Raw genomic sequence first — 19,026 nt, 5'->3', positions numbered from 1 at the left:
ATGACGACGATCACCGTTAAGCCCAGGCTGCGGGGGTGGTTGCACGCGGGGGCGCTGCCCGTGACGCTGATCGCGGGATTCACGCTCGTGACCCTCGGGCCCACCCTCCAGGCACGGCTCGCCTCCGCCATCTACGCGATCACCTCCGCGCTGCTCTTCGGCATCTCGGCCACCTATCACCGCAGCACCCTCGGCCCTCGCCTGGCGGAGGTGCTGCGCCGTCTCGACCACGCCAACATCTACCTGATCATCGCGGGCACGTACACGCCGTTCGCGCTGCTCGCGCTCGACGGGGCCGCCAGGATCGCGGTGCTCGCCGTCACCTGGGGCGGAGCGCTGGCCGGAGTGCTGTTCCGGGTGCTGTGGATGGGCGCGCCGCGCTGGCTCTACACAGTCCTCTACCTCGCGCTCGGCTGGACCGCCGTCTTCGTGCTGCCGCAGCTCCTGCGGGGCGCGGGGCTGGTCGCCGTGGTGCTGGTCGCCGTCGGCGGCCTCCTCTACAGTGCCGGCGCGATCGTGTACGGGCTGCGCCGCCCGGACCCGTCGCCGCGCTGGTTCGGCTACCACGAGGTCTTCCACGCCTGCACGCTCGCCGCCTACCTCGTCCAGTACATCGCGGTGTCGATCGTCGTCTACTCCCAGTGACGCCTGCTCCTGGTGGCGCAGATTTGACCGCATCTGCTGGCAATGACACAGATTTGACCGGGTGGGGAGGTGGGCGAGTGCCCGTTGCGGACAACAGTCCGGAATGGAGCAACTCGCACGCACCTGGTGGCTGGTGCTCATTCGCGGGATCGCGGCGATCATCTTCGGGATCCTGGCGCTGATCTGGCCCGGCATCACGCTGCTGGTGCTGGTGATCTTCTTCGGCGCGTACGCGATCGTGGACGGGATCTTCTCGATCTTCTCGGCGTTCCAGCAGGGGGTGACGTCGCGGGCCTGGCTCATCATTTCCGGAATTCTCGGGATATTGGCGGGTCTCGTGGCGTTCACCTGGCCGGGGATCACGTCGCTGGCGCTGCTGTACGTCATCGCCTTCTGGGCCATCTTCACCGGCGTCGCCGAGATCATGTACGGCATCCGGGTCCGCAAGGAGGTCGAGAACGAGTGGACCCTCATCCTGACCGGCGCCCTGTCGGTGCTCTTCGGCATCCTGCTGCTGATCTGGCCGGGGGCGGGGATGCTCAGCCTGGTCTGGCTGATCGCGATCTTCGCCATCCTGTACGGCATCGCGCTGGTCGCCCTGTCGTTCAAAGTGAAGAAGATGGTGCCGAAGAGCTAATATCCGTAAATCTTACGGATATATCAGGTCCAAGGCGGGGAATGTACTGTATGTCTGGCTCAACGTGGAGGAGACATGGACGTACACGCCCGCCTTGCCCGCCACCTACTCGTCGACGGCTACCACCTGGTGCTGGATCTGGAGCTGAGCCAGGGGCCGTGGCTCGTGGACGCCCGTGACGGCCGCCGATACCTGGACTTCTACACCTTCTTCGCCTCGGCCCCGCTCGGCGTGAACCCGCCCTTCGACCCGGACTTCACCAGGCTCCTCGGCCAGGTGGCGCGGAACAAGCCCGCCAACTCCGACATCTACACCGAGCATCTGGCGGACTTCGTCGACACCTTCACCCGGGTACTCGGTGACCCCGCCCTGCCGCACCTGTTCTTCGTGGAGGGCGGCGCCCTGGCCGTCGAGAACGCCCTGAAGGCCGCCTTCGACTACAAGAGCCGCCGCAACGAGGCCGAGGGCAGGTCGCCCGCCCTGGGCACCCGCGTCCTGCACCTCACCAAGGCCTTCCACGGCCGCAGCGGCTACACGATGAGCCTGACCAACACCGACCCGGTCAAGACCGAGAGGTTCCCCGTCTTCGACTGGCCGCGCATCGACGTCCCGGCCATCCACCACGGCGACGTGGAGGCGGCCGAGGAACGGGCGCTCGCCCAGGCTCGCGCCGCGTTCGAGCGGTATCCGTACGACATCGCCTGTTTCATCGCCGAGCCCATCCAGGGCGAGGGCGGCGACAACCACATGCGCCCGGAGTTCCTGCAGGCCATGCAGCGCCTCTGCCACGAGCACGACGCCCTGTTCATCCTGGACGAGGTGCAGACGGGCGGCGGCACGACCGGCACCCCCTGGGCCTACCAGCAGCTCGGCCTGTCGCCCGACATCGTGGCCTTCGCCAAGAAGGTGCAGGTGGGCGGCATCATGGCCGGCCGCCGCCTGGACCAGGTGCCCGACAACGTCTTCCGGCAGAGCGGCCGGATCAACTCCACCTGGGGCGGCGGCCTGGTGGACATGGTGCGCAGCCGGGGTCTGCTGGAGATCGTCGAACGGGACGGCCTGATCCCGCGCGCCGGCACGCTGGGCGCGCTCATCCTCGAACGGCTCACCAAGCTCGAAGCCGAGCACCCGGCCACCGTCGCCAACGTTCGCGGCCGCGGCCTCATGTGCGCCTTCGACCTGCCCGGCGCCGCCGAGCGGGACGCCCTGATCACCCAGTTGCGCGAGGAGGCGGGCGTCCTGGTGCTCCCGTGCGGCCCGCGCTCCGTCCGGCTGCGCCCGGCCCTGAACATCTCGGAGCACGACCTCGACCACGGCCTCTCGGCCCTGTCAGCGGCCCTGGAACAGCGCGCGTAGCCCTGGAACAGCGCGCGTAGCCCTGGAACGACGCGTAGTCCTGGAACGACACGTAGTTCTGGGACAACGCGTAGCCCTGGAACGACGCCTCGGCGCCGTTCGGGCCGGGCGGCGCCGAGGGGTGGGCCGGCTATTCCGAGGAGCGAGAACGCCACAGGCCGATGGCCGTGACGCGTGAATCCACGCCGAGTTTGGCGTAGATCCGGTTGACGTGGTTCTTGACTGTCTTCTCGCTGAGGAACAGTCGCTGCGCGATCTGGCCGTTGGACTGACCGGTGGCGATCAGGTCCATGACTTCGGCCTCGCGCTTGCTCAATGACGTGAACACGCTGTCAAACGCTGCATCGTCGACTCTCATCCGGCCTCCGGAACGAAGACGGTCAGATCGCCGAGGCCCCCGCGCTTCCGGCGTTAGCGGTAGACAGTGAGCATAACTCGCATTGTCATGTTTTGGGGACGATGTTGGAAAAAACGGCAACGGCCGGTCCAGAAGGACCGGCCGTTGCGCCGTGGGGTGAGTGAAGGGACTTGAACCCTCGACATCCAGGACCACAACCTGGCGCTCTACCGCCTGAGCTACACCCACCATGAGCCACCCGCATGAGCGGCACAGGAAAAGTGTAGCGGTGTTCGGGAGTCTTTACGCCACTGATTAACCCGTGACACGCTCGGCGAGTGTTCTGGCCGTGGCCGAATCGGGCCCCGGCTGCCCCACGAACACGGCCGCGCGGTAGTAGCGCAGCTCTCTGATGCTCTCGGTGATGTCCGCCAGCGCCCGGTGCCCGCCCTGCTTCTCGGGCGCGGCGAAGTAGACGCGCGGATACCAGCGGCGGACCAGCTCCTTGATCGACGAGACGTCGATCATCCGGTAGTGCAGATAGCCGTCCACCGCCGGCATGTCCCTGGACAGGAACGTCCGGTCGGTGCCGATGGAATTGCCGCAGAGCGGCGCCTTCTTCGGCTCCGGCACGTGGCGGCGGATGTAGTCGAGCACCAGGGACTCCGCCTCGGCCAGCGTCACGCCGCCCGCCAGTTCGGGCAGCAGCGCGGAGGCGGTGTGCATCTCGCGGACCACCTGCGACATCTGCTCCAGGGACTCCGGCGGCGGCTTGATGACCACGTCGACGCCCTCGTCCAACTGGTTGAGCTCACTGTCGGTGACGACGCACGCCACCTCGACGAGCGCGTCGCGCCCGAGATCGAGCCCGGTCATCTCGCAGTCGATCCAGACCAGCACGTCACTCATTCGTTCTCCTCGCCGCAGCGGCTCGGAGCGTTCCGCCCGCCTGCTTGTCCCACCAGCCTAGTGCCACCGTTCAGGCCGGTTTCAGCGAGCTCAGCACGTCGCTGACCACGTCGGTGCCGAGATTGTCCGGGACGGACATGTAGACCATGGCGGGTCGCCGGCCGTCGCCGCGGTCCATCAGCACGATCGCGCCGTTCTCCTTCTTCCACTTGTAGTCCTTCTTCTCCGACTCCGCGGTGAAGTCGAGCTCGAACTGGAGCACCCAGGCGTCCCGGTCGCCGACCTTCATGGCCTTGTCCGAGACGATCTTCTTCGTGTGCGGTATGCCGTAATACTTGGTGATGAAGTCGATATAGACGGCCTTGGTCGCGAGGCTCATCCCGGACACCCCGGCGTACGGATAGCTCTCGCCCAGCGTCCCGGAGTAGACGTTGCCGATCCAGCTGCCGTTCTTGCCGTCGTAGTTGTCGTGCGAGGTCTTCTGGACGCCACCCGTCCATTGCTGTTCGCGCGGGTCGGCGCTGTTGACGTTGGTCTTCGGCACCTCCCAGCCCTCCGGAACCTCGAACGAGACCCCCGCCTGCGGGTCGGTGACGCGCCCGGACACCGCCTCGGGGAACGGGGCCGAGGCCGAGGCCGTGGGCGCCGGCTCGGTGGGCGTCGCCTCCGGGGTCTGCTCCGGAGCCTCCTCCTGAGTCTGCGTGGGAGCCGTGGAGGGCAGCCCGACGGGTGCGGAGCTGCTGTTGAGCACGAAGACGCCGGCCACCACGATCAGGGCGACCACGACGACGGCCGCCAGGCCGCCGAATACCCACGGCAGGGGACTGCTCTGCTTGCGCGGCGGGCCGTAGCCGACGCCGGGCAGCGGCGTGCCGCCCCACTGGGTCGGCTGCTGCCGGCCGTAGGGAGGTTGCGGCGACTGGCCGTACGCGAGGGTGGGGTTCGCGGGGGCGGCCGACCAGTCGGGCTGCTGGTTACCGTAGGGCTGCTGCGGGCCGGAGGCCGGCTGGGGGCCGGAGGACGACTGCTGCTGGTGTCCCTGCTCCAGGGGGTGCGTGGCGTCCGTCCACTGGGCACCGTCCCACCACCGGAGTTGAGGCGATCCGTAGGGGTCGGGGTACCAGCCCGCGGGGGTCTGCGTGGTCATGCCCGTCAGAGTAGTAAGAACCGGTTTGAGATGCATTGTTGCGTCGGTCAACACCGGTAAGTGAAGCTCGCCTTCCCGGTGCGCGGCGGGCCCGGCGACAGCACCCGTAACGTGGCGGTGGCCTTGACGGTGCTCTTGCCCTTCAGCGACCACCTCAGTGGCACGCTGTAGGAGGTCTTGTCGGACGTGGTCTCCAGGGTCGCCTTGACCACCTCCTTGTCCAGGTTCTTGCGCCACTCGTACGTGATCTCGCCGGCCTCGCCGTTGGTGACGATCGTGCCGGTGATGAGCACGGAGCTGTTGCAGCGCTGGGCCTTCTTCGGGGCCTTGACGGCGACGGACGCGACCGTCAGGTCCGGCGAGGCGCCCAGCCTGAACCAGGCGACGGCCGCGCCGGCCAGGATGACCGCGAGGACGCCCGCGGCCAGGATCGTCCGGCGGCGCCGCGCCCGCTCGGCCTTGGAGCGCCGGGCCGAGCCCCGCCGGGGCCCGTCGCGTCCCTCACGCCAGATCCGCTCGACCGGCGTCTCGGTGCCGACGCCGGGCCCGAACCGCTCCGCGTCCTGGTTGCCGGGGCTGGGGTGCGTCGGCGCCTGACTGCCCAGCATGGCCTGGTCACCCGCAGAGCCCTGCCCGGCCGCGCCGAACCCCGCACCCGCGCCCGCGCCGAAGCCCGCGCCCGCGCCCGGATGAAGTCCCGCACCCGCGCCGAAGCCCGCGCCCGGATACGGACCATCGGGTCCCGTGCCTGTGCCAGGTCCTGTGCTCGTGCCGGGGACGCGCAGCAGGGTCACGATGTCGCCCTCGTCGCGGTCCGCCTCGCGGCCGCTGCCGGCCGCGTCCTCCGGTCTGGTGTACGCGAGCGGCTGCGCGAACACCGACTGGCCGCGTGCCGCCTGCGCCAGGCCATGTCGGCTGATCACGCCACCGGGCAGCAGGTCGCGCTCGGCCAGCAGCATGCTCCTGGCCGCCGTGAGCCCACGGGTCGTCGCCGTCGCCGCGGCCCGTTCGAAGAGGTCGGCGGCCCGGGGAGCCCCGCGCGCGCACGAGGCGGCCAGCCCCCGGGCCAGCGCCGCCCAGCCGGACGAGTCCCGTTCGGGTGTGGAGAGCCGGCCGTGGATGGCGTCCGACAGGCCGCGCTCCGACAGCAGCGCGCCGCCCTCGGCCGTGATCACCACGGTGCCCGGCTGCACCGAGCCATGCGTGATCCCGGCCGCGTGCAGCGCGACGAGGGTGTGGGCCGTCTCGGCGAGCACGGACGCCGCGCCGCTCGCGTCGACCGACCCGGCGGCCAGCAGGCCGGCCAGGGTCGGCGTGACGGCCTGCGCGGTCAGCAGCCACACCTGGGACCCGGCGGCCACCACGTCGGCGACCGGGATGAGGCCGGGCAGCCCGCCCATGGCCAGCCTGCGGTCGGTCAGCACGGCCGCCACGACGCGGTCGCGCACGCCCGGCGCGTCGATGATCCTGGCGTCGAACAGCAGCGCTCCGGCCCGGCGGCCATCGGGCGAGATCGCGTCGATCCAGTTGCCCACCTCGGTGATCCAGGTGTGCTCGGTCAACTGGAATCCGGCGATGCCGTTTCTCGGATTGGTCATCGACGATGCCCCCGGCCAGCTCAGCGCTTCGTGCGGTGCCGTCCCGCCATGCGACGTTTCACCGCCAGTGTGACCGGAAGCGCGCCGGACGTCACCAGGGCGAGTGCGAGCAGCACGCCCGGCGCCACGGTCACGGACTCCCGCACCTGCGAGATCTCGGGCACGCGCCGGATGTCAGGGTTGGTCGGCGTGTCACGGGGCGTGGAGCCACCACTGGGCGAGTTGCCGGGGGAACTGGGATCCGTCGTGGTCGGAGTCCGGGACGGGGTGGGCCGGGGGTCGGGGTCGCGCGTCGGCGCTCGGGTCGGCTCCGGGGTCCGGGTGACCAGCGGCGTGCCGTTGCCGTTGTCCCGGCCCGTGCTGTTCAGCACCGGGTCGGAGGACTTGGTGGCGGTCGGGGCGGGCGTCTTCACCCGGGTGCGGGTGGGCCTGGCCGACGGGGTCCTGACCCGAGGGCTCCTGACGGGCGTTCTGGTGGCGGTCCTGGTGGCGGTCGGCTTCACGGTGGGCGGGGCGACGCTCGCGGTGTCCGACGGGGCCGCTGTCGGCTCCGCCGTGGTCTCCTCGGGGGTGGGCGTCGGCTCCGCTTCCAGCGTGGACTCGATGGGCGGTTCCGTCTCGGACGGGAGCGAGGTCGGCGTCACCTGTGAGGTCTGCGCCCGCAGTACGGGCTCCTCGTCGAGGGTGTTCACCAGCACGACCCCGATCACGATCACCAGGCCGGCGCACGCCGTACTGATCATGACCTTGCCCGGGATCCTGCTCATCAGCGTGGACGGCTCGTCGAAGCTGGTCTCGGCCAGGGTGGTCTGCACCTCGGCGGGCGCCTCGGGCGCGCTCGGGAACATCAGCAGCAGCAGGCCGGCCAGGCTGGACAGCCGGTGCCTGCCGCGCTCCTCCCAGTCGGGACCGTACGCGTCGGCCGCGATGGCCTCCAACTCGGTCAGGAACGCCTCGGCGGACGGCGGACGCTCACCCGCGTGCTTGGCCAGGCCCCGCTCGACCAGTCCTTGCAGCGGGGCGGGCACGTCTTCGATGGGCGGTGGCGTGCTCTGGTGCTGCCGCGCGAGCGCGGCGAGGTTGGGGGCCCGGTAGGGGCGGGCGCCGGTCAGGCACTCGAAGAACACCACGGTGGCGGCGTAGACGTCGGTGGCGGGCGAGGCGGGGTGGCCGGCCCACTGCTCCGGCGCCATGTACGGCGGGGTGCCGGCGGCGCTCGCGCCCTCTCCGGCCATGACCGCGATGCCGAAGTCGACGAGCTTGCTGTCGCCGTCGCCCTGGACGATCACATTCTCCGGTTTGTAGTCGCGGTGTACGACTCCCATCGCGTGTGCGGCCGCGAGGCCCTGCAGCGATCCCTTCAACACCGTCAGCGCGGCTTCGGGGCCGGTCGGGCCCTGCGACCTGAGTAACTCGCGCAGCGAGGCGCCGTTGACCAGCTCCATGACGATGGCCGCGCCGTAGCCGGTCTCGAAGTAGTCGATCAGGCGGGCGCTGTGCGGGCTGCGCATGGTGCCGAGCAGCCTGGCCTCGTGGCGGAAGCGCGCCACGAAGCCCACGTCGGCCCTGAGCTCGTCGGACAGGTACTTGATGGCGACCTCGGCCCCGTCGTGGTCGCGCCGGGCGAGGGCCACTCTGCCGGTCGCGCCGCTGCCGAGCTCACGGACCTCGGTATATCCGGGAACCCCCCACTGACTATCCCCGTGCATAACGGTCTCCTCCTGGAGTCCTCTGGGCCCCCGCCCTAAACAGAAGGAGCGTAGTTTATCCGGCCGATACCGAGCTGTGACAGGCAATATCCTGATACGTGAGAAACGGCACGTCAGTTAATGATTTCGCCCGAGTCCGAGTCGGAACCCGAGTCGGAACCCGAGTCGGAACCCGAGTCGGAACCCGAGTCCGAGTCCGCCGAGTCCGAGTCGGAGCCAGAATCCGAGTCCGAGTCTGAGTCCGGGCTTGGCGACTGCGGGCTCTTCGAGGGCTCCGCGCTCGGCGGGCAGGCCGGGGTCTTGCCGCCGGCCGACGCGCCTCCGTTGCCCGCCGCGGGCCGGGTGCCGGCCTTTATCTGCCAGGACGCCCCGCACGGCACCTTGCCGAAGGACCGGCTCACGGTCCTGACGTACGAGGTCGCGCCGGACAGGGTCACCGCCCTGACTCCGACGGTCCTGCCGCCGACGCTGAAAACGACGTTCACCCGTACCGGCTGGGTGTTGCCAGTGGTCACCGCGACCGACGCGGTGGCCGTGTTCCCGCGCAGCACGGCGCGTGAGATCGACACCCGCTTCACCTCCGCCGGGCAGGTGACCTCGGTGCGGCCCGTCGCGGTGCGCCCGCCCGCGACCACCCGCACCGCGACGGTGGCGCCGCACGGACGCGACCTGAAGGCGTGCGTGAAGGTCTGGGTGTACGAGGTCCGCCCGGACAGGCTCGCCTCCCGCGTCGCGACCTGGTCCCCGTTGACCGAGAACGCCGCCGTCACGGGCACCGCGGAGGTGCCGCTGGTCGTCATGGTGACCTGGGCGCGGGCGCCGCCGGAGGCCGGGTTCAGCCGGACCCGCAGCCCGGTCACCTGGGTCGGGCACTCGGGCACGCTGACCGTGGCCGAACTCGCCCCGCCGGGGGCCGCCGGGACGGTGCTGACGGTGAAGGTGACCCGCCGGCCGCACGGCGGCTCGGGCAGGACGTGCCGCAGGGATCGGGTGTAGGAGGAGGCGCCGCTGAGCCGTACCCGCTCGTTGTGGACCGTCTCGCCGCTGACCAGCCAGGTGGCGTTCAGGACGATCGGCGCGGTGCCGGTGGCGGCGACGGTGTACGTCCCGCCGGCCACGGTGCGCTCCACCGTGAAACGGTCCACGGTGAGCCGCGACACGGTGGTGGCCGGCGGCGTCGTCACGGGCGGTGTCGTCACAGGCGGTGTCGTGACAGGCGGTGTCGTGACGGGTGGGGTCGTCACCGGCGGTGTGGTCACGGGCGGCGTGGTGACAGGCGTGGTGACCGGCGGCGTGGTGACAGGCGTGGTGACCGGCGGTGTGGTGACGCGCGAGGTGGTCGGGGTGCGGGTGGGCGTGCGGGTGAATGTGCGAGTGGGAGTTCGGGTGGGCGTTCGAGTGAATGTGCGGGTGGGCGTGCGGGAGCTCGGCGGGGTGCCGGCGGTGGTGGAGGTCGCGGTGGTGGTCGACGTCGGTGCCGAGGCCGAGCGGGACGTCGACGGCAGGGTGAAGGGGGACGTCGAGGTGGGCGGGGTGGCGACGAGGGTGGGGGCGAGTGATTCGGAGGCGGGCGGCTGCTCGAGTGACGGGCTGTCGGTGATCAACTGCTGCGGGCCGACCTGCGGGACGGCCGCCGGGGTCTCGGCCGCCGGCCGGCTCGGGACGGTGGAGGGCGGCGACGACAGCCCGGCCGGTGGCCGGGACTCCGAGGGCGCGGCCGCCACCGGGTTGAACGGCGTCGGCCGGTCCCGGTTGACCGCCACGATCACCACCGTCGCGGCCACCAGCGCGGCGAGCGTGGTGCCCATCGCCATCTTGACCGCGCCGGCGCGCACGCCGTGCGAGCCCCGGAACACCGTACGCGCCAGTGAGGTGGTGACCTGCGCGGGCGGCGGCGGGGTCTGCGGCACCGGTAACAGCAGGCCGAGCAGGACCACCAGCGCGGCCAGCCGGCGTCTGCCGCGCTCCTCCCAGTCCTCGCCGTAGGCGGCCCTGGCGGTCGCCTCCAGCTTCGCCAGGAACGCCTCGGCGCTGGCGGGGCGGTGCGCCGGGTCCTTGGCCATGCCCTGCAGGATGAGCGCGCGTACCGGCTCGGGCGCGTCGTGCGCGGGCACCGGGATGTGGACGTGCTGGTAGCCGAGCACGGTCGGCTCGGTGGAGCGGTAGGGCCGGTGCCCGGTCAGGCACTCGAAGAACACGGCCGTGGCCGCGTAGACGTCGGTGGCGGGCGAGGAGGGCTGCCCGGACCACAGCTCGGGCGCCATGTACGGGGGCGTGCCCTCGGGCTGGGAGATCGTCCCCTGGCGGACGGCGATGCCGAAGTCGACCAGTTTGCTCGACCCGTCCTCGCGGACGATCACGTTCTCGGGCTTGTAGTCCCGGTGTACCAGCCCCAGGGAGTGCGCCTTGGCCAGGCCGAGCAGCGAGCCCTTGAGCACGACCAGAGCCGCCTCGGGCCCGGTGGTGCCGTTCTCGCGCATGAGGGCGCGCAGGGAGACGCCGTTGACCAGCTCCATCACGATGGCGGCGCCGTACTGGTCCTGGATGTACTCCCACAGCGTGGCGACGTTCGGGTCGCGCAGCGTGGTCAGCAGCCGCGCCTCCGACCGGAACCGGGCGAGCGCCACCGGGTCGCGCAGCCACCTCGGCGAGAGGTACTTGATCGCGACCTTGATGCCCGTGTCGTCATGCACCGCCAGCACGACACGGCCGCTGGCACCGGCCCCGAGCTGCTTGACCTCCGTGTAACCGGGAGCTTCCCACTCCATGCGGCCCTCCCATCAGAAGTCGGCCCACCTGATGAGACGTGCGATCCAGTGGCGGGGTTTGCCGGACGGCCCGTGTTTTATGGAACTACTAACGGTCTGCTATGTGAACAGGTATGCCGATTTCTTTGGGAAGCACCGGATCTGGTAGTGGTTCACCCCATTTAGTGTCGATGGGGAGCACCCCCGCCCACAAGGGCAGCGCGTAGTCGGCTTCCTCGTCCTTCGGCGCGCCCCGGCGTATCTTGACCGACGCCTCCTCCAGCGAGAGCGCGAGCACGGCGGTCGCGGCGAGCTCCTTGGCCGTGGGCTTCCTGGCATAGTCCCACTGGCCGGGCGCGAGTTGCTCGCTCAGCGCCCGCAGCCCCGCCATCCGCTCGTCCTCGTCCGTCACCGGCCTGGCCCGGCCGTAGATCATCGCGGAGCGGTAGTTGATCGAGTGGTTGAAGACCGACCGGGCCAGCACGATGCCGTCGACGTGCGTGACCGTGACGCACACGTCCCCGCCCGAGTCGTCTGAGCCGGCGCGCAGCGACCGGGCGCCGGTCGAACCGTGCAGGTAGAGGGTCTCGCCGATCCGCCCGTAGCCGGTGGGGATCACCCTGGGATGGCCGTCGACCACCACGCCCAGATGACACACCAGCCCGGCGTCGAGCACGTCGTACAGATCGTTCCTGTCGGCGCTGCCCCGGTCCTTCTCGCGGCCGAGGCGGGTGCGCGCGGTGGTGGAAAGCATGCGCACGACCGTAACGAGAAAGTGGACCTATGCTGTAGAGCCACTATCGGACTCTTCCCGGAGACCACTTCGTGCGTTCCCTCGTTGACCTGCCCATATCCCTGTCCCGGGAGGCGGCCGCGCCGCTCACCGCGCAGCTCGCCGACTGGCTGCGCGGCGCGATGCTGTCCGGGGCGCTGGCGCCCGGGGTGCGGCTGCCCTCCTCGCGCGGGCTCGCGGGGCAGCTCGAAGTGAGCCGTACGGTCGTCACGGAGGCCTACCAGCAACTTTACGCCGAGGGCTGGCTGGAGGGACGGCACGGCTCCGGCACGTTCGTCGCCTCGCTGGAGGCGCCCCGCCGCTCCGTGCCGGAGACGCCCGGTCCCGGGATGCGGCGCCGGGCCGTGCCGGGCGAGAAGGAGATCAACCTGACGCCGGGTCACCCGTGGGTCCGCGACTACGACCGGGCGGCGTGGAAGCGGGCCTGGCGCAAGGCCGCCGACCTGCCCCCGGGCGACTACCCCGACCCGTACGGCCTGCCGCACCTCAGAGAACTGCTCGCCGACCACCTGCGCAGGGTCCGGGCCGTGCCGGTGGGCCCGGAGAACATCCTGGTCACCAGAGGCACCGGCAACGGGCTCGACCTCTGCGCGCTGGCGCTGCTCGGCGCCGGCACCCGGGCGGGCGTGGAGGATCCCGGCTATCGCGTGGCGCGCACCGTGTTCGCCGCCAGGGGAGCGGAGGTGGTGCCGTGCCCGGTGGACGAGGACGGGGTGATCGTCGAAGGGCTGCCGGACGACCTGCGCCTGCTCTACACCACACCGGCGCATCAATATCCGCTGGGCGGGCGGCTGCCGATCCCGCGCCGGGAACGGCTGCTCGCCTGGGCCAGGCGCACCGGCGCGATCGTCGTGGAGGACGACTACGACGCCGAGTTCCGCTACGACGTCGCCCCGCTGCCCGCCCTCTACGGCCTCGACCCGGCCCGCGTGGTGCTGCTGGGCACGCTGTCGAAGTCGCTGGCGCCCGATGTCGGGGTGGGCTGGCTGGTGGGCGCCCCGGAGCTGCTGGACAGGATCGCCGCCATCAGGCGTGGCGTCTGCGACCGCACCAGCGGCCCGGTGCAGCAAGCGGTGGCGACCCTCCTGGAGCGCGGCGACCTCGACCGGCACCTGCGCAGGATGCGCCTTGAGTACGCGCGCCGCCGCGCCGTGGTCGTCGAGGTGCTCGGCGGGGTCTGCCGCCTGCGCGGGGACACAGCGGGGCTGCACGTCCTGGCGGAGCTGCCGCCGGGGACCGGGCCGGAGATCGTCGAGCGGGCCGCTGAGCGCGGGGTCCTGCTGGACACGGTCGAACGGCACCACTTCGGCCCCGAGCGGCTGCACGGCCTGGTGATCGGCTACGGCTCGGCGTCGCTCACCGACGTCGGACGAGGATGCCGAATCCTCGCCGAGCTGATCAGCGACGCGACCTGAGCCGAATAACCGGGCACGGCCTCAGCCGGTCTGATCAGCGGCGGGAGCCGGGTCACCGGACCCGTTCCCAGGCGGGCTCCAGGTGGCGGAGCACCGGCAGGGCGCGGGAGGCGTACAACGGGTCGACGGGCAGGACGTGCCGTGCCCACCAGCGGGCCGCCGCCGGGTCGGCGGAGGGCTGGGTGAAGGGCTCGGCGTAGTCGTCGTAGGGAGGGTCGTACAGATAACCCGTCGCCACCCCGTACCGCTCCAGCTCGGCGATCGCGGCGTCGCGCTCGCGCACCAGCAGCGGGACGCGGAACAGCGGCTGGTCGAGGTGGTCGCGGACGGCCGAGGCGGCCGACGGCAGGGCGGCCAGCTGGGCCACGCCCGCCAGCCTTCGCGAGCGTTCGCCGGGCACCGCCGCCACCCGCCGCGCCTGGTACCAGCGGGCCAGGGGGCCCCGCTCGGTGCGGTAGGAGTGCAGGTCGGCCTGGACCCACGGGTCGAAGGGCGGCAGCAGGGGAGCGTGCGGCAGCACCTTGGACAGGGCCTCGGCGAGCAGCGGGATGCGGTAGCCGTCGCGGGGCTCCTGCAGATCGAGCGCCCGCGCCAGCCGCAGCGCCGGACGGACGAGGTTGTACTTGAGCGCCAGCTGACGGGCCATCGAGGTGACCACGCTGAGCACCTCCGCGCGGAAGGCGCCGGGCTGGAGCAGTTGGTCCCGAGCCCGCTGCAGGGCCTTCAGGTCCGACGCGTGCTCGACGGCCAGGACGCCGCCCGACCCGGCGCCGGGATGCTTGGAGAGGCTGAAGACGCCGGCCTGGCCGAAGGTGCCGAGCGGCCGGCCGTCGACGCTCGTCTCCATGGCGTGCGCCACGTCCTCGATGAGGATCTTGCCGGTGAACGCCGACACCTGGTCCGGCAGGCCGTACAGGTTGGTCGTGAGGACCGCGTCCACCGTGGAGAGGTCCACCTGGGCGGCGTCGATGTTGCCGTCACCCGGCGACAGCGGCGCGATCACCGGGCGCAGGCCCGCCGCCAGCACGAGGAAGAGGATCTCGTCGGCCGACAGGGGCGACATGAGGAGCCGCTGGCCCGGCGTGCACCAGTGGCGCAACGACAGGTAGAGGCCGAGGCGGTTGGAGGGCAGGAGTAAGCAGTGCCGGCCGGTGCGCTCGGCGATCGGCCTCACTGAGGCAGGACGGCACGCAACCGTCCGTACGTCTTCAGCGCCTTGTCGGCGGTCCGGTGCAGCAGGGGGTTGGCCAGCACCGTGGCGCGGGCCTTGCGGGCGGGCACCCGGAGCATCCAGTGCACGCCGGCCGACGGGCTGAGCCGGGCGATGCGGCCCTCGGACACCATGAGCTCGCCGTTCTTGAGCTTCTCTTTGTACTCCTTGTGGCCACGGCCCATGTCGATCACCTGGATGCCGGAGCCGGCCGCCTTCTCGGCCATGGCCAGGTGCTGGATGAGGCCGGGGGAGTATTTGGCGAAGGAGGTGTCGTAGGCGGGGAACCAGCCGGCCAGGGTCGTGCGGGTGCGGATGCCGAAGTGCCCGGCCAGCGGCGTGCCGTCGACGTAGACCATGTCCAGGACGCCGGCGAAGCTCTCGGTCCGGGTGTCCAGCAGGCGCTCGACCAGCTCGACGATCCACTGGTGCGCGAACCGGTCGGTGCGGCCGGTGCGCCGGTACTGGTCGGTCTTCCAGGACAGCAGGGTGCGCAGCGGCGCCAGGTCGGCGGTCGCGTAGTCGTGCCGGACCTCGCCCAGGTCGCGCCGGAGCTTGCGCGTCTTGGCCAGCGTGCTCTTGTAGGTCTTGCCGGAGTGCTCGCGCAGGAACTCGGTGTAGGGGGCGTAGCCGTCCCGCAGGTTGATGATCGGCGACGGGTAGGCGTCCGCTTTGGCGCGCTCCATCGGCTGACCCGCGACCAGGTGGTCGTACTCGTAGACGGACAGTCCGCACAGCTTGAGCAGCCGGTGCGGATGGATGTCGGCGTCCTTGAGATGGATCATGCCCTGCGCGTCGGTCAGACCCGCGGCCACCGGTCTGCCGATGCCCAGCGGATGGCGCTCGAAGGGGAAGAACCCCACGATGTCGGGCCCGTCATAGACGACCGCGACCCACACCATGTCGCGCAGCTCGCCGACCGTGATCGTGAATTCGGGAGACAGGAACGGGTTGTCGAACGCTGGGTCGGCTTCCTGAAGCGCGCGCCAGCGACCTACTTCGGATGCTCCCAGCTCGCTGGGGCGAACGAGCGTGACGTGCATGGGCTCCTACTGTCGACATGCCTTACTCGGATCAGCATGCGGGCAGACATGTTCGGCCAGCTTAGAGGATATGTACCGGTGGTCGGCCCTTCATGATTCGGAACGTTATGCAACTCTCAGGTGGTATTCAGGACCGAATAACGTTCTAATGGTGACTCATGACCGTTCCAGGCATTGATCGGACCCGGCTCTTCGCATGGCTGGGCCGGCACGTGCCCGACGCCGGTGCCCCGCTGTCCGTCTCGCTCCTCGCGGGCGGGAGGTCGAACCTGACCTATCTGATCGAGACGGCCGGGCGGCGCGTGGTGCTGCGCCGCCCGCCGCTCGGGCACGTCCTGCCGACCGCGCACGACATGCGGCGCGAGTGGCGGGTCATCTCGGCGCTCGCGCCCACCCCGGTGCCCGTACCGGAGCCGGTCGCGTTCTGCGCCGACGAGGACGTCATCGGGGCGCCGTTCTACCTCATGGGGTACGTCGAGGGCGAGGCCGTAAGCAGCAGGCGGCAACTCGGCGAGCCCGCCCCCGCGCCCGCGCGGACCCGGCGGCTGTCGGAGCGGCTGGCCGAGATCCTGGCCGCCATCCACGCCGTCGACTACCGCGAGGCGGGCCTGGCCGACTTCGGCCGGCCGGAAGGCTACCTGCCCCGCCAGCTCGAGCGGTGGAACCAGCAGTGGGAACGGTCGAAGGCCGACGACCTGCCCGAGTACGACAGGCTCCGCACCCGGCTGCGCGAGCGCCTGCCGTCCCGCTCGGCCGGCACGCTGGTGCACGGCGACTACCGCCTCGACAACACGCTGGTACGGCTCGGCCCGGCGGAGCCGGAGATCCTGGCCGTGGTGGACTGGGAGATGTCCACCCTCGGCGACCCGCTGGCCGACCTCGGGCTCACCCTGACCTACTGGCAGGACCACGGCGACGAGGAGCGGGCCCGGATCCCGCTGGCCGGGGACGTGACGGTCGCGCCCGGCTTCCTGAACGCCGCCGAGTTCGCCGCCCACTACGCCAAGGTGTCCGGCCGTGACATTTCCGACCTCGGCTTCTACACGGCCTTCGGAAATTTCAAACTCGCGGTCATCGTGCAGGGTATCCACGCCCGCTTCCGGCAGGGTAAGACCGTGGGTGAGGGCTTCGAGCAGATCGGGGCCGCCGTGCCCATCCTGATCGCCCGCGCCCACCGCATGCTCGACGAGTCGTGAGCGCCCCGGGCACCGCCTGCCTCACCCAGTCCCACCCCTGAGGAGCGCCATGAGCACTGTTGCACTGATCACCGGAGCGGCGAGCGGCATCGGGGCCGCCGTGGCCAGGCGCCTGTCGACGGGTGGCGCCACCTGCGTCCTGGTCGACCTCGACGGCGAGGGCGCCGAACGGCTGGCCAAGGAGGTCGGCGGCGCCTGGCTGGCCGCCGACGTCAGCACCGAGGAAGCCTCGCTGCGCGCCGTCGAACTGGCCCAGGAGAGGTACGGCAGGCTGGACCTGGTCCACCTCAACGCCGGCGTCACCAGCGGCGTGGACCTGGCGGCCTTCGACGTCGACGCCTACCGCAAGGCGGTCGGGGTGAACGTGGACGGCGTGGTCTTCGGCGTCGCCGCTAGCCTGCCGCTGCTCAAGCGCTCGGGCGGCGGCGCGATCGTCGTCACGGCGTCGCTCGCCGGGCTCGTCGGCTACGACGGCGACCCGATCTACACCATGACCAAGCACGCCGTCGTCGGCCTCGTCCGGGGGCTGGCCGCGCCGCTGGCGAAGGAGCGCATCAGGATCGACGCCGTCTGCCCCGGCTTCACCGACACCCCGCTGGTGGCCGAGGCCAGGGAGTTGTTCGCGAGCGCCGGATTCCCACTGCTGGACGCCGACGACGTGGCCGCCGCCGTGGAGTCCGCCTTTTACTCGGAGGAAACGGGCACCCTGCTCATCGTGCAGCCGGGAAGGCAGCCGGTGCCGTACCGTTACGCAGGTGTTCCGGGCCCTGCGACGGGTCAGCGTCCGCCCTCCTCCTGACACGTCGCAAGTGGCGCGCAAGTGGTGCCGATACGGTTATATAGGCCGGGCGACCTCGCCCGGCCTTTGAACGTCGTGTGAGGGGTGGGATCCGTGATTCCGACGGACGGTCGACATGCCCGCAGGCGGTCGCCCTGGCCGATCGCCGTAGGGGCCGGTGTCCTCGCCGTTCTGCTCGTGGCGGGCATCATGATCTACGCGGGCATGAGAACGGCGTCCAAGCCGGACTTCAAGGGCGGCGAGGCGGCCAAGCCCATCCCCAGCGAGCCCGCCCCCAGCCTGGAGCCGCCGCCCGCCGTCGACGACTGGCCGCGCTGGGGCGTCACGCACACCCAGTACAGCGCGGACAACGCCGCCGAGCCGGTACGGGAGCGGGCCCAGGGGATCCTCGGCCAGGTGCCGATGCTGCAGAACCAGCACATCATGGGCTGGGGCTCCGGCAACCCCGAGCCCAGTCCCGGCCAGTACAACTTCCGTGACCTCAACCGGCGGCTGGAGTTCATGGCGTCGTCGCGGGCGCTGCCGATCATCACGCTGTGCTGCGCTCCCGACTGGATGAAGGGCGGCAAGGCGGGCTACACCGACTGGAGCAAGAACCACACGGTCGCCCCCGACCCCAAATTCTTCGACGACTACGCCAAACTCGCCGTCAGGGTCGCCAAGCAGTACCCGACGGTCAAGCACTACATGGTGTGGAACGAGTTCAAGGGCTTCTGGAACCCGACGACCAACCGCTGGGACGCCGAAGGCTACACACAGCTCTACAACAAGGTGTACGACGCGCTGAAGAAGGTAGACCCGGAGATCCAGGTCGGCGGCCCGTACGTACCCATCGACAGCTACCAGAACGGCGCGCCCTCCGAGCTGTCCGGCACCTACGGCACGATCGACCAGCGCAGCCTCGACGCGATCGAATACTGGATCGAGCACAAGAAGGGCGCCGACTTCATCGTGGTCGACGGCGCGACCCTGACGGGCGACAAGGGCAACATCCCGGACGACTTCGCCGCCACGGGCAAGTTCAGCGCCATCACCGCCTGGCTCAAGGAGAAGAGCGGCGGCATGCCCGTCTGGTGGGCCGAGTGGTACGTCGAGCCGGAGGCCTCGGACTGGACCGAGGACAAGCGCCTCGCCGTGCAGGCCGTCACGCTCATGGAGTTCGCCAGGACCGAGGTCACCACGGCCCTCTACTGGAGCCCGCAGACCAAGAACCCGGGCCCCTGCCGCGGCTGCCTGTGGGACGGCGGGAACGGCGCCGAGCTGCCGATGGCGGGGCTGCTGAGCGGCTTCACCAAGTGGTTCCCCGCCAGCGTGGAGCTCGAGCAGGCCGAGGTGTCCGACAAGCGGGTCAAGGTGCTGGCCCAGGCCCGTCAGGTGGTCATGGTCAACACCGCCGCCACCGCCGTGACCGCCACGGTCGACGGCAAGCAGGTGACGCTCAAGCCGTACGAGGTCCGGTGGAGCGGCCGGGGCACGACCTGATCG

Annotated in this window: 16 protein-coding genes and 1 tRNA gene; 7 read left to right on the top strand and 10 right to left on the bottom strand. The window is 70.7% G+C overall.

Translation table 11 applies throughout. The annotated features are described in order from the left end of the window. The 3 genes from trhA to lat all read left to right on the top strand — a co-directional run bounded on the left by trhA (position 1) and on the right by lat (position 2,638). The gene (trhA, locus tag OHA68_RS02845) at positions 1–645 is read left to right on the top strand and encodes a PAQR family membrane homeostasis protein TrhA (RefSeq protein ID WP_189136746.1); all 645 of its coding nucleotides are present in this window, start codon (positions 1–3) and stop codon (positions 643–645) included. Between the two features lie 103 nt (positions 646–748). Then, entirely contained in the window at positions 749–1,282 is a 534-nt protein-coding gene (locus OHA68_RS02840) for an HdeD family acid-resistance protein (RefSeq protein WP_327106230.1), read from the top strand. Between the two features lie 75 nt (positions 1,283–1,357). After that, on the top strand, positions 1,358–2,638 hold the full coding sequence (gene lat / locus OHA68_RS02835) for an L-lysine 6-transaminase (protein ID WP_327106229.1): 1,281 nt from the start codon (positions 1,358–1,360) through the stop codon (positions 2,636–2,638). A gap of 130 nt (positions 2,639–2,768) precedes the next feature. On the opposite strand, the gene OHA68_RS02830 is transcribed toward lat, so the two are convergent. From OHA68_RS02830 to OHA68_RS02795, 8 genes are all read right to left on the bottom strand, one after another. Next, positions 2,769–2,996: a helix-turn-helix domain-containing protein gene (locus OHA68_RS02830; RefSeq protein ID WP_189136749.1), complete on the bottom strand. Its 228-nt coding sequence runs from the start codon at positions 2,994–2,996 to the stop codon at positions 2,769–2,771. A 152-nt stretch (positions 2,997–3,148) separates the two neighbouring features. Beyond that, positions 3,149–3,224 (bottom strand) — tRNA-His (locus OHA68_RS02825). Positions 3,225–3,290: 66 nt separating this feature from the next. Further along, entirely contained in the window at positions 3,291–3,884 is a 594-nt protein-coding gene (orn, locus tag OHA68_RS02820) for an oligoribonuclease (protein ID WP_189136750.1), read from the bottom strand. 70 nt (positions 3,885–3,954) lie between these two features. Then, positions 3,955–5,031 (bottom strand): DUF2510 domain-containing protein, encoded by a 1,077-nt coding sequence (locus tag OHA68_RS02815; RefSeq protein WP_327106228.1) that lies wholly within the window; start codon positions 5,029–5,031, stop codon positions 3,955–3,957. A gap of 47 nt (positions 5,032–5,078) precedes the next feature. Continuing rightward, entirely contained in the window at positions 5,079–6,629 is a 1,551-nt protein-coding gene (locus tag OHA68_RS02810; RefSeq protein WP_327106227.1) for a protein kinase family protein, read from the bottom strand. 20 nt (positions 6,630–6,649) lie between these two features. Beyond that, a complete protein-coding gene (locus OHA68_RS02805) occupies positions 6,650–8,338 on the bottom strand; it encodes a serine/threonine-protein kinase (protein WP_327106226.1) in 1,689 nt (562 codons plus the stop codon). Between the two features lie 113 nt (positions 8,339–8,451). Beyond that, entirely contained in the window at positions 8,452–11,106 is a 2,655-nt protein-coding gene (locus OHA68_RS02800) for a serine/threonine-protein kinase (protein WP_327106225.1), read from the bottom strand. Positions 11,107–11,194: 88 nt separating this feature from the next. After that, positions 11,195–11,839: a pyridoxamine 5'-phosphate oxidase family protein gene (locus tag OHA68_RS02795; protein WP_327106224.1), complete on the bottom strand. Its 645-nt coding sequence runs from the start codon at positions 11,837–11,839 to the stop codon at positions 11,195–11,197. Positions 11,840–11,910: 71 nt separating this feature from the next. On the opposite strand from OHA68_RS02795, the gene pdxR reads away from it, so the two are divergent. Next, on the top strand, positions 11,911–13,293 hold the full coding sequence (gene pdxR, locus OHA68_RS02790; RefSeq protein ID WP_327106223.1) for a MocR-like pyridoxine biosynthesis transcription factor PdxR: 1,383 nt from the start codon (positions 11,911–11,913) through the stop codon (positions 13,291–13,293). A 52-nt stretch (positions 13,294–13,345) separates the two neighbouring features. Here pdxR and OHA68_RS02785 read toward each other — a convergent pair whose 3' ends face one another. Beyond that, positions 13,346–14,467 carry a DegT/DnrJ/EryC1/StrS family aminotransferase gene (locus OHA68_RS02785; RefSeq protein ID WP_327106222.1) on the bottom strand — a complete coding sequence of 374 codons (1,122 nt, stop codon included), beginning with the start codon at positions 14,465–14,467 and terminating at the stop codon, positions 13,346–13,348. Further along, a complete protein-coding gene (locus OHA68_RS02780; RefSeq protein WP_327106221.1) occupies positions 14,464–15,546 on the bottom strand; it encodes a GNAT family N-acetyltransferase in 1,083 nt (360 codons plus the stop codon). The genes OHA68_RS02785 and OHA68_RS02780 overlap by 4 nt, the downstream gene beginning before the upstream one ends. Before the next feature lie 158 nt (positions 15,547–15,704). Between OHA68_RS02780 and OHA68_RS02775 the strand changes: the two genes are divergently transcribed. The 3 genes from OHA68_RS02775 to OHA68_RS02765 all read left to right on the top strand — a co-directional run bounded on the left by OHA68_RS02775 (position 15,705) and on the right by OHA68_RS02765 (position 19,023). Next, positions 15,705–16,742, top strand: coding sequence for a phosphotransferase family protein (locus tag OHA68_RS02775; protein ID WP_327106220.1), 1,038 nt, complete (start codon positions 15,705–15,707; stop codon positions 16,740–16,742). Positions 16,743–16,791: 49 nt separating this feature from the next. Beyond that, positions 16,792–17,541, top strand: coding sequence for an SDR family oxidoreductase (locus OHA68_RS02770; RefSeq protein ID WP_327106219.1), 750 nt, complete (start codon positions 16,792–16,794; stop codon positions 17,539–17,541). Between the two features lie 93 nt (positions 17,542–17,634). Further along, positions 17,635–19,023, top strand: coding sequence for a GH39 family glycosyl hydrolase (locus OHA68_RS02765; RefSeq protein WP_327106218.1), 1,389 nt, complete (start codon positions 17,635–17,637; stop codon positions 19,021–19,023). Positions 19,024–19,026 lie beyond the last annotated feature (3 nt).

It is taken from the genome of Nonomuraea glycinis, from assembly GCF_035920485.1.
GTDB lineage: Bacteria > Actinomycetota > Actinomycetes > Streptosporangiales > Streptosporangiaceae > Nonomuraea > Nonomuraea glycinis.
The sequence above is the reverse complement of the archived record's forward strand: the minus strand, read 5'-3'. Positions and strand labels throughout refer to the sequence as shown.

Coding starts and splice junctions, on each gene's coding strand:
- OHA68_RS02795 (WP_327106224.1), bottom strand. CDS start 11,839: ATGCTTTCCACCACCGCGCGCACCCGCCTCGGCCGCGAGAAGGACCGG.
- lat (WP_327106229.1), top strand. CDS start 1,358: ATGGACGTACACGCCCGCCTTGCCCGCCACCTACTCGTCGACGGCTAC.
- OHA68_RS02780 (WP_327106221.1), bottom strand. CDS start 15,546: ATGCACGTCACGCTCGTTCGCCCCAGCGAGCTGGGAGCATCCGAAGTA.
- OHA68_RS02810 (WP_327106227.1), bottom strand. CDS start 6,629: ATGACCAATCCGAGAAACGGCATCGCCGGATTCCAGTTGACCGAGCAC.
- OHA68_RS02775 (WP_327106220.1), top strand. CDS start 15,705: ATGACCGTTCCAGGCATTGATCGGACCCGGCTCTTCGCATGGCTGGGC.
- OHA68_RS02830 (WP_189136749.1), bottom strand. CDS start 2,996: ATGAGAGTCGACGATGCAGCGTTTGACAGCGTGTTCACGTCATTGAGC.
- OHA68_RS02800 (WP_327106225.1), bottom strand. CDS start 11,106: ATGGAGTGGGAAGCTCCCGGTTACACGGAGGTCAAGCAGCTCGGGGCC.
- trhA (WP_189136746.1), top strand. CDS start 1: ATGACGACGATCACCGTTAAGCCCAGGCTGCGGGGGTGGTTGCACGCG.
- OHA68_RS02770 (WP_327106219.1), top strand. CDS start 16,792: ATGAGCACTGTTGCACTGATCACCGGAGCGGCGAGCGGCATCGGGGCC.
- orn (WP_189136750.1), bottom strand. CDS start 3,884: ATGAGTGACGTGCTGGTCTGGATCGACTGCGAGATGACCGGGCTCGAT.
- OHA68_RS02805 (WP_327106226.1), bottom strand. CDS start 8,338: ATGCACGGGGATAGTCAGTGGGGGGTTCCCGGATATACCGAGGTCCGT.
- OHA68_RS02815 (WP_327106228.1), bottom strand. CDS start 5,031: ATGACCACGCAGACCCCCGCGGGCTGGTACCCCGACCCCTACGGATCG.
- OHA68_RS02840 (WP_327106230.1), top strand. CDS start 749: ATGGAGCAACTCGCACGCACCTGGTGGCTGGTGCTCATTCGCGGGATC.